The 14,064-nt window shown below is 67.7% G+C and carries 12 protein-coding genes; 3 read left to right on the top strand and 9 right to left on the bottom strand.

Features of this window, described 5'->3' with window-relative positions:
- Positions 1–100 precede the first annotated feature (100 nt).
- From BLR03_RS08115 to BLR03_RS08075, 8 genes are all read right to left on the bottom strand, one after another.
- Positions 101–2,170 carry an MDR family MFS transporter gene (locus BLR03_RS08115; RefSeq protein WP_091251517.1) on the bottom strand — a complete coding sequence of 690 codons (2,070 nt, stop codon included), beginning with the start codon at positions 2,168–2,170 and terminating at the stop codon, positions 101–103.
- 103 nt (positions 2,171–2,273) lie between these two features.
- Entirely contained in the window at positions 2,274–2,759 is a 486-nt protein-coding gene (locus BLR03_RS08110; RefSeq protein ID WP_091251596.1) for a MarR family winged helix-turn-helix transcriptional regulator, read from the bottom strand.
- 262 nt (positions 2,760–3,021) lie between these two features.
- Positions 3,022–4,674 carry a thiamine pyrophosphate-binding protein gene (locus BLR03_RS08105; RefSeq protein ID WP_175460452.1) on the bottom strand — a complete coding sequence of 551 codons (1,653 nt, stop codon included), beginning with the start codon at positions 4,672–4,674 and terminating at the stop codon, positions 3,022–3,024.
- The gene (speB, locus tag BLR03_RS08100; protein ID WP_091251515.1) at positions 4,671–5,750 is read right to left on the bottom strand and encodes an agmatinase; all 1,080 of its coding nucleotides are present in this window, start codon (positions 5,748–5,750) and stop codon (positions 4,671–4,673) included. The genes BLR03_RS08105 and speB overlap by 4 nt, the downstream gene beginning before the upstream one ends.
- A 178-nt stretch (positions 5,751–5,928) precedes the next feature.
- Positions 5,929–6,270 carry a P-II family nitrogen regulator gene (locus BLR03_RS08095; protein ID WP_091251513.1) on the bottom strand — a complete coding sequence of 114 codons (342 nt, stop codon included), beginning with the start codon at positions 6,268–6,270 and terminating at the stop codon, positions 5,929–5,931.
- Positions 6,267–7,706, bottom strand: coding sequence for an ammonium transporter (locus tag BLR03_RS08090; RefSeq protein WP_091251512.1), 1,440 nt, complete (start codon positions 7,704–7,706; stop codon positions 6,267–6,269). The genes BLR03_RS08095 and BLR03_RS08090 overlap by 4 nt, the downstream gene beginning before the upstream one ends.
- 241 nt (positions 7,707–7,947) lie before the next feature.
- On the bottom strand, positions 7,948–8,712 hold the full coding sequence (locus BLR03_RS23910; RefSeq protein ID WP_139184484.1) for a hypothetical protein: 765 nt from the start codon (positions 8,710–8,712) through the stop codon (positions 7,948–7,950).
- 131 nt (positions 8,713–8,843) lie between these two features.
- Positions 8,844–9,419 (bottom strand): helix-turn-helix domain-containing protein, encoded by a 576-nt coding sequence (locus tag BLR03_RS08075; protein WP_091251504.1) that lies wholly within the window; start codon positions 9,417–9,419, stop codon positions 8,844–8,846.
- Positions 9,420–9,700: 281 nt separating this feature from the next.
- On the opposite strand from BLR03_RS08075, the gene BLR03_RS08070 reads away from it, so the two are divergent.
- Positions 9,701–11,224 (top strand): sodium:solute symporter family protein, encoded by a 1,524-nt coding sequence (locus BLR03_RS08070; protein ID WP_091251502.1) that lies wholly within the window; start codon positions 9,701–9,703, stop codon positions 11,222–11,224.
- A gap of 99 nt (positions 11,225–11,323) precedes the next feature.
- Here BLR03_RS08070 and BLR03_RS08065 read toward each other — a convergent pair whose 3' ends face one another.
- Positions 11,324–11,557, bottom strand: a complete 234-nt coding sequence (locus BLR03_RS08065) for a hypothetical protein (protein WP_091251500.1) — start codon at positions 11,555–11,557, stop codon at positions 11,324–11,326.
- Between the two features lie 410 nt (positions 11,558–11,967).
- Between BLR03_RS08065 and BLR03_RS08060 the strand changes: the two genes are divergently transcribed.
- Both BLR03_RS08060 and BLR03_RS08055 read left to right on the top strand, forming a co-directional pair.
- Positions 11,968–13,095, top strand: a complete 1,128-nt coding sequence (locus tag BLR03_RS08060; protein ID WP_091251594.1) for a VIT1/CCC1 transporter family protein — start codon at positions 11,968–11,970, stop codon at positions 13,093–13,095.
- A complete protein-coding gene (locus BLR03_RS08055; RefSeq protein WP_254788275.1) occupies positions 13,095–14,051 on the top strand; it encodes a matrixin family metalloprotease in 957 nt (318 codons plus the stop codon). Before BLR03_RS08060 ends, BLR03_RS08055 begins: the two co-directional genes overlap by 1 nt.
- Positions 14,052–14,064 lie beyond the last annotated feature (13 nt).

The following is a 14,064-nucleotide window of genomic DNA, read 5'->3' as shown; positions in this document are numbered from 1 at the left end:
GATAGAGGACGGCCCCCGGCGGATACGCCGAAGGCCCCGCGGCTGCCCAGGGGCGGCCGCGGGGCCTGAGTGTCCGGGCCGGCGGACCCCGAACCGGACGCTACTCGGTCCGGTGCCGGCCGTGCGTGGCGATGTAGTCGGCCGCCGCGCGTTGCATCTTGCGCTGCTTGGCCAGCTGCCGGCGAAGGACCGTGAGCTCCTCGGCAACACGGGCCTGTTCCGCGGCAATCGCACGCTGCTCGGCAGCCTGGTCGTACACGGCGCGCAGCGCCTCGGCCAGCTGGAGCTGCTGTTCGGCCAGCAACTGCTGGGTCTGCAGCAGTACGGGCACGACGTCGGCTGCCTCGGGCCGGTCATCGGCCACGAGGGTCCGGGACCGTTGACGGGCGCCTTCCCTCTCGGCCGCACGCTCTGCGGCGGACTCCCCCTGGCGAGGCTCCCCCTGACGGAAAGCCGGGTCGGAAGTCAGGCCTGCCTCCTGGCGGGCGGCGTCCGGGAAGCGGGATTCGGCCCGCTCGCGGCTAAGCACCTCGATGAATTCCCGGTCCAGGTCCACGATGCCGGTTCCGGTGGCGGACGAGGCGCCTTGGACGGCGTCGTTTCCGGTATTTCCCAGTGCCGTCGCAGAAGCGCCTCCGGCGGCGGCGTCGCCTGCCTGCTCGGCAGACTCGGGCCGGATATCGACCGTCCGGCGCAGCGGGCGTTCCTTGATGAACAGGATGGCCACCAGGGCAATCACGCCGATGATTGCCGAGATCATGAAGACCTCCGCGATCGCGTCACCGTAGGCGGCCCGCATGATGTCGCGGATGGGTGCGGGCATGTCCTTGAGGTCCATGCTGGCTCCCGAGGATCCCGCCGGAACCTGGATGCCGGCGGAGGCGAGCCCCTCCGTGACGAGTTCCTTGACCCGGTTGCCCAGGACGGCTCCGAGGACCGAGACGCCGATGGCGCCGCCGACGGACCGGAAGAAGGCAACAGAGGCGCTGGCCGTGCCGATGTCCTTGGCCTGGACGGTGTTCTGCACGGCGAGCACGAGGTTCTGCATCAGCAGGCCGAGACCGATGCCGAGGATGGCGGTGTAGATGCCGGTCAGCCACAAGTCGGTGGTGTGGTCCATGGTGCCGGCCAGGCCAAGGCCGCCGATCAGCAGGATGGACCCGGCGATCAGGTACCGCTTCCACTTGCCGGTGCGGCTGATGAGCATGCCCGAGGCCACGGAACCGATCAGGTTGCCCGCGATCATGGGCAGCGTGAGCAGGCCGGCTTCCGTGGGGGAGGCACCGCGTGCCACCTGGAAGTACTGGCCCAGGAAGGTCGAGGAGCCGAACATACCGACGCCGACAGCCACCGAGGCTAGGATCGCGAGGGCGGTGGTCCGCTCCGAGATGATCTTAAGCGGGATGATCGGCTGGGCCACGCGGGACTCCACCAGCACCAGCAGGCCCAGAAGCACGACGCCGCCGCCCACCATGGCGACCGACTGCCATGACCACCAGTCGTAGTAGTCGGGGTTGCCGGCGAAGGAGACCCAGATGAGCAGCAGGCTGACGCCTGAGGTCAGCAGGACGGAGCCGAGCCAGTCGATCTTGGCCGGGCGCTTGACGTGCTGAATCTTCAGGGTGATCTGCAGCAGGATGAGGGCGACGACGGCGAGCGGGACGCACACGAAGAAGGTCCAGCGCCACCCGAGCGGGCTGTCGACGATGAAGCCGCCGAGCAGCGGGCCGCCGGCTGTGCCTACCGCCATGACGCCGCCCATGTAGCCGGAGTATTTTCCGCGGTCACGCGGCGGGATCATCGAGCCGATGATGGCCTGGGCCAGGGCGGTGAGGCCGCCCATGGCGATGCCCTGGATGACGCGGGCGGTCAGCAGCAGCGGGATGGTCTGGGACAGGCCGGCCATGACGGAGCCGGCCACGAAGATCACGATGCTCAGCTGGACGAGGACCTTCTTGTTGAAAAGGTCGGCCAGCTTGCCCCAGATCGGGGTGGTTGCCGCGTTGGCCAGAAGCGCCGCGGTGATCACCCAGGCGAAGTCCGTCTGGGTGCCCTTGAGCTCGGACATGATCGTGGGAAGCGCGTTGGCAACGATCGTGCTGCTCAAAATGGCCGTGAAGAACGCCGCGAGCAACCCCGTGAGTGCTTCCATGATCTGGCGGTGGGTCATCGCCGCAGGTTCTGCGGCGGGCTGGGATGCGCGGGGCGCCCCCGGCTGAATGCCCGATGGGACCGGGGACGGCCCTGTGGCGGCAGCGTGGCTAGCCATATGTCTACTCCTCAACAATTTCGGTCGTCTTCGTGGGTCCGGCCGTCGTTGCCCGGGCTGAGGTCCTGAGGGACTCAGCAAGTTTTTGCAGGGTGCGCGCCGTCTCTTCGACGTCGTTCTGGCTCCAGTCCTGCAGGAGGTCCTGGATGGTTGCGGTGCGATGGTCCTCGATGGCGCGCAGCTTCTCCGCGCCGGTGGCGGACAGGGCGATCAGTTGCGCGCGGCCGTCCTCGGGGTCCGGCCGGCGGACCACATAGCCATGCTCTTCGAGTTCGGCGATGTGGCGGCTGAGCACCGGAGCGCTAACGCCGAGGCGCTCCGCAAGATGCGTGGCCCGGGATTCGCCCTCCCCCACAAAACGGAGAACACCCTGCAGCGCCACTCCGGTGTCCTGCCCGCGCAAGTTAGCGGTGGCAACACAGCGGACCGCGCGCTGGAGGTCGAAAATCTGGTAAACGAGTTTGGCTGCAGCGTTGGATTCAACTGACATGATGGACACCCCTTTTTTTGCTTGCCCTAGGCAACCATATCACCAAAATGGTTACTTCGGGAAACTAACCCTTTTTGATAGCCGTGTGAGGTGCCGGGCCGATCCCGGAGATGGGTGCTTAAACGCCAAACGCGGGCCTGCCGGGTCCATCCCTCGCAGTGAGGGGTGGACCCGCCAGGTCCGCGCGGTAAGCGTGCAGGATCCTACGGTGCCAGGCTGCCGGAGGGCCGGCCCAAGTCAAGCGGCCGGAGGGCCGGCCCGCTTAGGTGGCCAGGTGGGTGGGGCCGAACATTTTGAGCAGGGTTTCGACGACGACGACGTTGGGGCCGTCGGCGGCGAAGCCGGCCTTCAGGGCATCCCCGACGTCTTCAGGGGCGACCCGGACCGCCGGGACCCCGAAGGCCTCGGCAAGTTTGACGAAGTCCGGCCGGGAGAGCTCGGTGGCCGTGGCCCTGCCGAACGCGCCGACCATGTATTCGCGCAGGATGCCGTAGCCGCCGTCGTCCACGATCAGCCAGGTGACCGGGATGTTGTGCTGCTTGGCGGTGGCGAGCTCGGAGATGGAGTACATGGATGACCCGTCCCCCGAAACGGCCAGCACCCTGCCGGGCTTGCCGGTGGTTTCCAGGCCGACGGCACCGCCGATCGCGGCGGGGAAGCCGAAACCCAGGCCCCCGGCGCCCTGCGCGGAGTGGAACTGGCCGTCCCGGGCGTCCCAGCAGCTCCAAGCCCAGTAGGCCGAGATCGTCATGTCCCAGAACGTCTGCATGTCCGCGGGTACGGCCTCACGGATGTCGGCCATGAACTTCAGTTCCTTGGCCAGGTCCTGGGACTCGAGCCGGGCCGTGACCTTGGCCAGGGTCTCCTTGACCAGGGTCTCGGGGGCGGTGCCGTGCCAGTCGGGGCTGGCTTCGCCGATCACGAGGGCCTCGTCGAGGGCAGCGAGGGCCTGGCCGGCGTCGGCGCGGATGCCCAGGCCGGGCCGGTTGGACTCCAGGACGCGGGGTTCGGCGTCGATCTGGATGATCCGGCCGCGGGGTTCGAAGGTGAAGTAGTTCGACGTCACCTCGCCAAGGGAGGAACCGATCACGATCAGGACGTCGGCGTCCTCGAGAAGCTCGGTCATGTACCGGTCCTCGATCCAGGCCTGGAGCGAGAGTTCATGGTTCCAGGGGAAGGCGCCGTTGCCGCCAGGCGTGCAGATCACCGGGGCGCGGAGCTTCTCCGCGATCGAGAGCAGGGACTTCTCGGCCCGGCCGCGGCGGGTGCCGCCGCCGGCGATGATGGCCGGACGTTCCGCCGCCGAAAGCCATTTCACGGCCTCGCGGACCAGCTCCACCCGGGGCGGGTTGTCCGCGGCCTCGGCCAGGGCATCCTCCACCGGAGGCACCACGATCGGGTCCAGCAGCACGTTCTGCGGGATTTCCAGCCACACCGGGCCCTGCGGCGAGGAAATCGCCTCGGTCCACGCGTCCTGGATCGCCGAGGGAATGCCGGAGGCGTGCTGGATCAGCCGCTGGCTCTTGGTGACGTTGGCGGCCGAGGCCTTCTGGTCATCGAGCTGGTGCAGCATGCCCTTGCGCCGGGCGCCGAGTCCTTCGAGCGGGATCTGGCTCGCCACGACCACCATCGGCACGCCGGTGGCGTAGGCCTCCTGCAGGCCCGCCAGCGACGTCAGCGCGCCCGGACCCGTCGAGAGGAACAGCACGCCGACCTCGCCCGTGGCGCGGGAGTACCCGTCGGCCGCGAATGCGGAGTTGTTTTCCACCCGGGAGGAGACGAAGTGCAGGTTGCCGCGGCCCATGGCGTCGAAGAGGCCCAGGGCGTGCTGGCCCGGGATGCCGAAGACCGTCTTGGCACCGAGGGCCTCAAGGGTCTCGACGACGAGGTCCCCGCCGTTGCGCACGCCGGTCACCGCGAGGCCACCGGCGAAGCCACAGGGGTGCCGAATCCGGCCGGGCGGCGGGATTCCTGACCGAGGGCCTGGGCGGCGTAGCCGTTCGGGGCGCCAAAGCGGTCGCCTTCGACGGCGCGATCTGCCATGAGAGTCACGAGTTCGTAGGCGACGTGGCTTGCTGCCACCCCGGTGATCTCGGCGTGGTCGTACGCGGGGGCGACCTCGACGACGTCGGCGCCCACCAGGTTCATGCCGCGGAAGCCGCGGATGATTTCCAGGAGTTCGCGGCTGGTGATGCCGCCGGCTTCGGGCGTGCCGGTGCCGGGCGCGTGCGCGGGGTCCAGGACGTCGATGTCCACCGAAATGTAGAGCGGGCGGTTGCCGATCCGGTCCCGGACCTTGGCGACGGTCTCCAGGACGCCCTGGTAGTAGACGTCGGCGGAGGTGACGATGCCGAAGCCGAAGCGGTGGTCGTCGTCGAGGTCCTTCTTGCCGTAGAGCGGGCCGCGGGTGCCGATGTGGCTGATGGCCTCGGTGTCCAGGATGCCTTCCTCGACGGCGCGGCGGAAGGGTGTGCCGTGGGTGTACTCGGCGCCGAAGTAGGTATCCCAGGTATCCAGGTGCGCGTCGAAGTGCAGCATGGCAATGGGTTCGCCGGCGCGCTCGGCGGCGGCGCGCAGCAGCGGCAGGGCGATGGTGTGGTCTCCGCCGAGGGTCAGCAGCTTACTGCCGGTCGCCGTCAGGTCCAGGGCGTTCTGCTGGATGGTTTCGATGGCCTCGTTGATGTTGAACGGGTTGACGGCCATGTCGCCGGCGTCGGCAACTTGAATGGTCTCGAAGGGGCTGACGTCCCAGGCCGGGTTGTACGGCCGGAGCAGCCGGCTGGCTTCACGGACGTGGTTGGCGCCGAAGCGGGCGCCGGGGCGGTAGGAGACGCCCGAGTCAAAAGGCACACCCACGACCGTGACGTCGGCCTTGGCCACCTGGTCCAGCCGCGGCAGGCGGGCATAGGTGGCAGCCCCTGCGTAGCGCGGGATGCGGGATGAATCGATGGGGCCAAGGTTGCCATTGGCCTCGATGCGCAGCTCTTCCAAAAGAAGCCTCTCCTTCGAGGATTGACCGACGGTTGTGATAGCCATCATACACTCGAAGTTTCATGTCGCGCATCATTTGTTTACCAAAGCGGCCCGCCGGCGGGCTTCCCCAGGCGGGTCCGACATGTTTCGGACCCGCCGTGGTGCCGCCAGAGGCGGCCGCCCCGGCCGGGCGGCCTCACGCGATGGCCGAGGCTCCCCGCTCCCCCGTCCGCACGCGGACGGCGTCGTTCACCTCAATGATCCAGATCTTGCCGTCGCCGAAGTGTCCGGTGCGGCCGCCCGCTTCGATGGCGGCCATGACGCCGTCCAGGGCGTCCTCGTTGGCCAGCACTTCCAGCCGCACTTTGGGCAGGAGGTCGGAGTTGTATTCGGCACCCCGGTACACCTCGGTGTGGCCGCGCTGCCGTCCGTAGCCGCTGGCCTGGCTCACCGTCAGGCCGTTGACTCCGAACCGCTCCAGGGCCGTACTGATGGCATTGACCCGCTCCGGCCGCACAATCGCGGTCACGAGCTTCACGTGGACACCTTGCCGCGGACGGCCTCACCTTCGGCCTGGGCTTCGGCCTGGGCCTCCGGCTGGGCCTGGACTTCCGGCTGGGACTGGACCGCTGCAGCGTCAGCCCGGTTGTGCGGGTCTCCGGGGTGGAAGCTGCCGCCAACCATGAGGAGTTCGTAGGCCGTTTCGGCGTGTTCCGTCACGTCGATGCCGGAGAGCTCGTCGGCCTCAGAGACGCGCATGCCGATGGTCTTATGGATCGCGAAGCCGATCAGCAAGGTCATCACTGCGCTCCAGGCCGTGACGATCAGCGCGGTGAGGATCTGCGGCCAGAACTGCGCCAGCCCGCCGCCGTAGAACAGGCCGCCGCCGGTCTTGGCGGACGGGAGGGCGAAGAATCCCAGGGACAGGGTCCCCCACAGGCCGCCGACGAAGTGCACGGCCACGACGTCCAGGGAGTCGTCCAGCCCGATCTTGAACTTCAGCCCGACGGCGAGCGCGCAGACGGCCCCGGCGATCGTGCCGATCAGGATTGCCCCGACGGGGTCGATGAACCCGCAGGCCGGGGTGACGGCGACGAGTCCCGCGACAGCGCCCGAGGCGGCGCCCAGCGACGTGGCATGCCCGTCGCGCAACCGCTCCACGAACAGCCAGCCGAGCAGTGCTGCGCTGGTGGCAAGCAGCGTGTTGGTCCAGGCCAGGGCGGCCGTGGCGTCGGCGGCAAGTTCCGAGCCGGCGTTGAAGCCGAACCAGCCGAACCAGAGCAGGCCCGCGCCGAGCATGACGAACGGCAGGTTGTGCGGGCGGATGTTGGGATCCTTCATGAAGCCGAGCCGCTTGCCGAGCACCACCGCCAGCAGGAGGCCGGCCATGCCGGCGTTCATGTGGACCACGGTGCCGCCGGCAAAATCGAGGGCCGAGATCTTGCTGCCGATAATCCCGGTGGGCCCGAAGATGCCGCCGCCCCACACCCAGTGCGCGATCGGCGCGTACACGAGCGTAACCCAGAGCCCGGCAAAGAGGAGCCAGGGTCCGAACCGGACGCGCTCGGCTACCGCCCCGCTGATCAGGGCGACGGTGATGATGGCGAACGTGGCCTGGAAGCCGACGAACACCATATCCGGCAGGCCTGCCGCCTTGGTGCCGATGCTGGTGGTCAGCCCGCTGAGGCCGAAGTTCGTGAAGGGGTCTCCGACGAAGCCGCCCAAGGTATCCGGCCCGAACGCCAGACCGTAGCCCCACAGGGCCCAGACGACGGCAACCACGCCCATGGCGCCGAAGCTCATCATCATGATGTTGAGGACGGATTTCATTCTGACGAGCCCGCCATAGAAGAATGCGAGCCCGGGGGTCATCAGGAGGACGAGGGCCGATGCCGTGAGCATCCACGCCGTCGATCCAGGGTCAAGGGTTTGCGGATCGACGTCCATTCCTACTGCAAGCACAGCGAAGTTCATTGCGGGAGCCTTCCTCGAGGGCCGGCGCTCCGAGGGCGCCGATTCGGCGAAACCATGAGACGAATGGGACTGTTGTGTGTCCCCCCGCAGATGACGCTACTCACAGCGTGTTTCAGGAAGGCTTTCCTCGTTTTGCGGGCGCGTTACGGGAGGGGCCCGGGCGTGAATTCGCCGTTTCCGGCAGGTTACCGGAATGTGACGTACATCTCACCAAAACTCGCAGCTGTCGGCTGCGCGCGGGTCAGCTGTACTTGAGGCTGAGCAGCAGGCGCTTGAGCTGGATGTACTGCTCCGTGGTCATCCAGGCTTTCGCGGAGTCGACGGACGCGAACGCCGGGCTGCCGAACAGTACCTTGGCCTCGGCGCCGCCGTTGGGGAACTGAACGTGGGAGTAGCCGGCTTCGGTGACCGAGGGTGCGAAGTCGCGTTCTTTGCGCACTCCCATGTGGAAGTCCGACTTGTCGGCGAAGGAGTCAAACGCGAACCCGAAGGCCAACTGTTCGCCGTCCACATCTTTCAGCCCCGGGACCGGAGCGGTGTCCAGGACGGTCCGGGCCACCGGGCCGGACGCACTGCTGCCATTGGTGCTGCTGATAATCGACGCCAGCTGGTTGCCCGTGGCATCGGCAAGGACCGCCTGCACGCCACGCAGCTTGGCGGCGTCCTCGGGAGAGCCGACCACCCGGATGGACCAGTCGCTCGGGTAGGAAAAGGACAGATGTCCATCCGGGAACGTGAAGGTTTTGACGCTGGCCTCAGCACCCGCCGTCGGCGTGGCCGGGGAGGTGGCAGTGACTGCCGGGGCCGGCGTGGCCGCGGTTGCGGAGGGTTCCGCCGACGCGGCGGGTCCGGATTCCTGCTGTGTCGGGGCCGCCGCAGTGGCGCTCGCCGTGCCGCTGCCGGTCTCGCCGGCACGCTGGCCGGGCGCGGCACAGGAGCTCAGGCCGAGTCCGGCCGCGAGCGTGGCGGCCAGCGCCAGGGACAGAAAAACGTCGTTGCGGTTCATGAAATCCCCCAGTTGAATCTAATGTGAGCGGCTTCCGCTCGTCCTGTATGGTTCCGGCACAGATATTTCCGGCAGATATTTCCGGCAGAGCCGGAGTGGCTACTTCTTCACGCTTACCAGCCCTATCAGCCTTACCGGCTGGCGGCCGGCACCAGCACCCACAGCACCTCGACGGCGTCGTCCGTGGGGTTGACCCAGGTGTGGGGCTCCCGGCCGGGGAACGTCACCGTGTCACCCGTGCTGAGCTCGAATTCCTCGTTGGTGAGGATCAGCCGGATGCTTCCCTTGACCACATGGAGGACGTCGACATCGCAGTCCACGGCATAGAGTTCGGACTCGCCGCGCCCGCGGGGCTCGATCACCGCCTGGATGATCTGGACGCGGCGCTCGGAGCGGGCAGTCAGCAGCCGCTCGACGATCCCCTCGCCCCCGAGGGAGATCCGGGGGCCCTCGTCCCGCTTCGTGAGATGGGTTTCGGGGGCGGCGAAGAGGTCGCCGATCGAGATGGACAGGACCTGGCACAGTGTCACCAGGGAGGCGACAGAGGGCGAGGTGAGGTCCCGTTCGACCCTGCTGAGGAATCCCTTGGTGAGCCCGGTGGCGTCGGCGACCTGTTCAATGGTGAGCCGCTGGGACTGCCGGGCGGCGCGGATCCGCGAACCGATGGCAACGGGAACGTTGCTCGGTTCAACTGGTAGAGCCTTCATTTAGGAACCTTTCACGGCCGGCCGCTTGGCCCCATCATTGGAGCAATCCTAGCCGGAGCGGGCGTTCGTGACGCGGAACCGGCGGCGGCACGCGCTGCGCCTTGACTGTTACCGGAGTCACAACATACCCTTTGGCAACATGTGTTGCCTATTGGGCAATACCGGAGGTTCCGACGGACGTCCTCCTCCACCCACGTCACGCAGCAGCTGACTTGCCGAATGCACCGTTGAGGCCCGGCAATGCCCGCGCACGCTGCCCATCAGCTCCAAGGAGCCCTTTTATGGACGCTAGTTTCGTCAACATCGCCATTGTGGTGGTGTATCTGCTCGCCATGCTGGCGTTCGGATGGTGGGGCAAGTCCCGCACCAAGAACAATAGCGACTTCCTCGTCGCCGGCCGCCGTCTCGGGCCGTTCCTCTACACCGGCACCATGGCCGCCGTCGTGCTGGGCGGCGCCTCGACGGTCGGCGGCGTGGGCCTGGGCTACAAGTTCGGCATTTCCGGCATGTGGCTCGTGGTCGCCATCGGTTCCGGCGTCCTGCTGCTGAGCCTGCTCTTCGCCAGCACCATCCAGAAGCTGAAGATCTACACCGTCTCCCAGATGCTCACCCTGCGCTACGGCAGCAATGCCACGCAGACCTCCGGCATCGTCATGCTCGCCTACACGCTGATGCTCTGCGCCACCTCCACCGGCGCCTACGCCACCATCTTCGTGGTGCTCTTCGGCTGGGACCGCGCCCTCGCGATCGCCGTCGGCGGCGCAATCGTGCTGGTCTACTCGACCATCGGCGGCATGTGGTCCATCACGCTGGCCGACCAGGTCCAGTTCGTCATCAAGACGGTCGGCATCTTCTTCCTCATGCTGCCGTTCACGCTCAACGCCGCCGGCGGCGTCGACGGGATCCGCAGCCGGGTGGATGCCACCTTCTTCCAGATCGACGGCATCGGCGCCCAGACGATCATCACGTACTTCGTGGTCTACACCCTCGGCCTGCTGATCGGCCAGGACATCTGGCAGCGCGTGTTCACTGCCAAGACGCCCGAAGTGGCGCGCTGGGGCGGTGCCACGGCCGGCATCTACTGCATCCTCTACGGTGCAGCCGGTGCCCTGATCGGCCTCGGCGCCCGCGTGGCCCTCCCGCAGATCGACGTCAAGGCCCTCGGCAAGGACGTCGTCTACGCCGAGGTCGCCACCCACCTGCTGCCCATCGGGATCGGCGGCCTCGTGCTCGCCGCCGCCGTCGCCGCCATGATGTCCACCGCCTCCGGTGCCCTGATCGCGGCCGCCACCGTGGCCCGCGCCGACGTGCTGCCGTTCGTCGCCGGCTGGTTCGGCAAGACCGTCAACACCGATGACACCGACAACCCGGAGCACGACGTCAAGGCCAACCGCCTGTGGGTCCTGGGCCTCGGCGTCGTGGCGATCGTGATCGCCATCATCACCAAGGACGTCGTCGCCGCCCTGACCATTGCCTACGACATCCTTGTCGGCGGCCTGCTCGTGGCCATCCTCGGCGGCCTGGTGTGGAAGCGCGGCACCGGAGTTGCCGCCGCGGCGTCCATGGCGGTCGGCTCGGTCATCACTCTCGGCACCATGATCATCCTGGAAATCAACGCCGAAGTTCCGCTGGACGGCATCTACGCCAACGAACCGATCTACTACGGCCTCATCGCCTCCGCGGTCGTCTACATCGCGGTGTCGCTGCTGACCAAGCCGACGGATCCGGCGGTTATGCAGAACTGGCACCGGCGCGTCGCCGGCGGCGCAGCCGAGGACGAACAGGTCCCCGTTCTGACACACTGAAAGTAAGTTAAAGCTCGACGGCGGCGCCCCCCTTCCGGGGGCGTCGCCGTCGTCGTTTGTTGGATCGTCGTTTAGTGAACCATCACGCGGGTGGGAGAATCACTCGTTTTCCTCGGGTTCAAGGAATTCTTCCCCTTCGAGGGGCACTACCGGTTTCTCCTCGCCCAGGAAGTCCTCCCTGTCCAAGGGAACGAGCCGATCCGCCTCCTCGAGAAGCTCCTCCTCCTCGGTCTCCACGCCATCACTCACGGGCGCGTCCTCGGCATAGTCGTAAGCGGGATCGGACTCGAGGGAATCCCGGGCCGGCTGGATGGGTGATCCGGTGCTGTCCATGGTGCAACCTCCGTGTGACAGGGGTGGCGGCAAGGGCCCCGGAGGGCCCGCCCTGGGTTTCATTCGAACACCGTGAACCCGGGCGGTCAAGGGCCCGCAATCGTTGGCGGAAACTATCTGCGGGCAGCCCTGCCACTGCTCGCCGGTTACGGCTTCCCGAAACTTTCCGCTAAGGATTGCCAGCCGGAAAAGCTCGGAATTACGGGGTACTCTGGAGTCGCAATGGGGCCGGACCATGCCCGACCAAACCCAGGAGTTTTTTCGTGTCTCAGTACACCGAATCGGACCACAACGATTCCCAGCAGCCCCACCCGACACAGGATTCTTCGGACCGCGGCCACACGGACCCGCGCCCCGCGCCGCCGCAGGCCTCGACTCCCAGCGCCTCGCCAACCGCAACTCCGAGCGCCGTGCCCAGCTCAACTCCCGGCACCGCGCCAACCGCAACTCCGAGCGCCGCACCCAGCGCCGCGGACATCAAACGCTGGCGGCAGTACCTCGCAGATGAACGCGCCGAGGCATCGGTCTACCGCGATCTGGCGCAGAACCGCAGCGGCGAGGAACGTGCCATCCTGCTCGCGCTGGCCGAGGCCGAGGGCCGCCACGAGGCCCACTGGCTTCAGCTGCTGGGCGAGCACGCCGGCAAGGACCGGCATGCCTCGCTCCGGAGCCGGTTCCTTGGCTTCCTGGCCCGGCACTTCGGCTCGGTCTTCGTCCTGGCCCTGGCCCAGCGCGCGGAGAGCCGCTCCCCGTATGCCAACGACCCTTCTGCCACGCCGGCAATGGTCGCCGACGAGCAGATCCACGAGGAAGTGGTCCGCGGACTGGCCACCCGGGGCCGCAACCGCCTGGCCGGAACCTTCCGGGCGGCCGTCTTCGGCGCGAATGACGGGCTGGTCAGCAACCTGTCCCTCGTCATGGGCATGGCGGCCTCGGGCGTTGGAAGCCAGGTGGTCCTACTCAGCGGCGTCGCCGGGCTGCTGGCCGGTGCGCTGTCCATGGGTGCCGGCGAGTTTATTTCCGTCCGCTCGCAGCGGGAGCTCCTCGCCGCGACCCGGCCCACCCAGATCACCTTGGCGGCGGCGCCGTTGCTGGACATTGAGCACAACGAACTCCTGCTCGTGTACCTGGCCCGCGGCATGTCCCGGGAGGCTGCCGAGCACCGCGTCGCCGAGCGCATGGGCCTGCTGGACTGCGACTGCGATCCGAGCCTGTCCCTGCAGCCGGAACTGCCGGATGCCGAGGACCAGCATGAGGCCGTCGGCACGGCTTGGGGAGCAGCGGCGTCGAGCTTCTGCTTCTTCGCCTCCGGCGCGATCGTGCCCATCATCCCCTTCCTGCTGGGCATGACGGGAATAGCCGCGCTGGTGGTTTCCGCAACCTTGGTCGGCCTGGCGCTGCTGCTCACCGGCGGAGTCGTGGGCCTGCTGTCCGGCACGTCCCCGACCACCCGCGGCCTGCGCCAGCTGGGCATCGGCATGGGCGCCGCCGGCGTGACGTACCTGCTGGGCATGGTCTTTGGCGCCGTGGTGGGCTAGTGGACGGTCCTGAATTTCGGGACCGCGGGCCGCAGCACAGCCGGCCCGCCACGGCATTGCGGGTGGTCAGGAACCTGGTCGCCGCCGCCGTGATCGCCGGTGCGGCGTCCCTCGCGGCCGGACTCATCTACGGCGATCCCGGGTTCACGGGGCTCTTCGAGGTCTCGCGCGGCACAGGGCACAACGCAGGGCAGAATGCAGGCCACAGCCAGGGTGCTCACGTGCAGCCGCCGCGGACCGGCCAGGTGTCGGGCCAGCCTGCCGTTCCGGCCGGAGAATCCCGGACCGACACTCCCCCCCCCGGGCTCGAGGAACAGGACAAACCCCTCGGCTCGGCCCGGAAACCGGACGTCGCCAGCACCTCCTACAAGTTCCTCGCAACGAACAAGGACGGCAGCCCGGTGGGCTACTCGCCGTGCCGGCCGCTGCACTATGTAGTCAATGCAGCCCTGGCTCCGCAAGGGTCCGAACGGCTCGTGGACGACTCCATCCGGACCATCTCGGAGGCCACCGGGATCAAGTTCATCAATGACGGCCCCACGGGCGAGCTCCCCTCACCAAACCGTGCGCCATATCAGAAGGACGTCTACGGGGACAGGTGGGCGCCGCTGCTGATTGCCTGGACCACACCGGAACAGGCCCCGCAGCTCAAGGGCCCGGTGATCGGCACCGGCGGCAGCACCCACTTCAGTTTCGGCGACGGTCCCAAGAGCTTCGTCACCGGCAGCCTGGAACTGGATGCCCCGCAAATCACGGAAGATCTGGGCCGGTCCGAGGGTGCGTCGTATGCCACAGCGGTGATCCTGCACGAACTCGGCCATGTCATGGGCCTGGAACACGTCGATGACCCCGCCCAGCTGATGTATCCGGAGATTGGAACCGCCGACGGGCTTGCCGCCGGCGACCTGAACGGTCTGTACGAGCTCGGCCACGCCCAGTGCCGCAAAGACCTCTAGCCGGATGGCACAG

This window comes from Arthrobacter sp. ok909 (assembly GCF_900104405.1).
GTDB lineage: Bacteria > Actinomycetota > Actinomycetes > Actinomycetales > Micrococcaceae > Arthrobacter > Arthrobacter humicola.
This window is presented reverse-complemented; position numbering and strand designations above follow the sequence as displayed.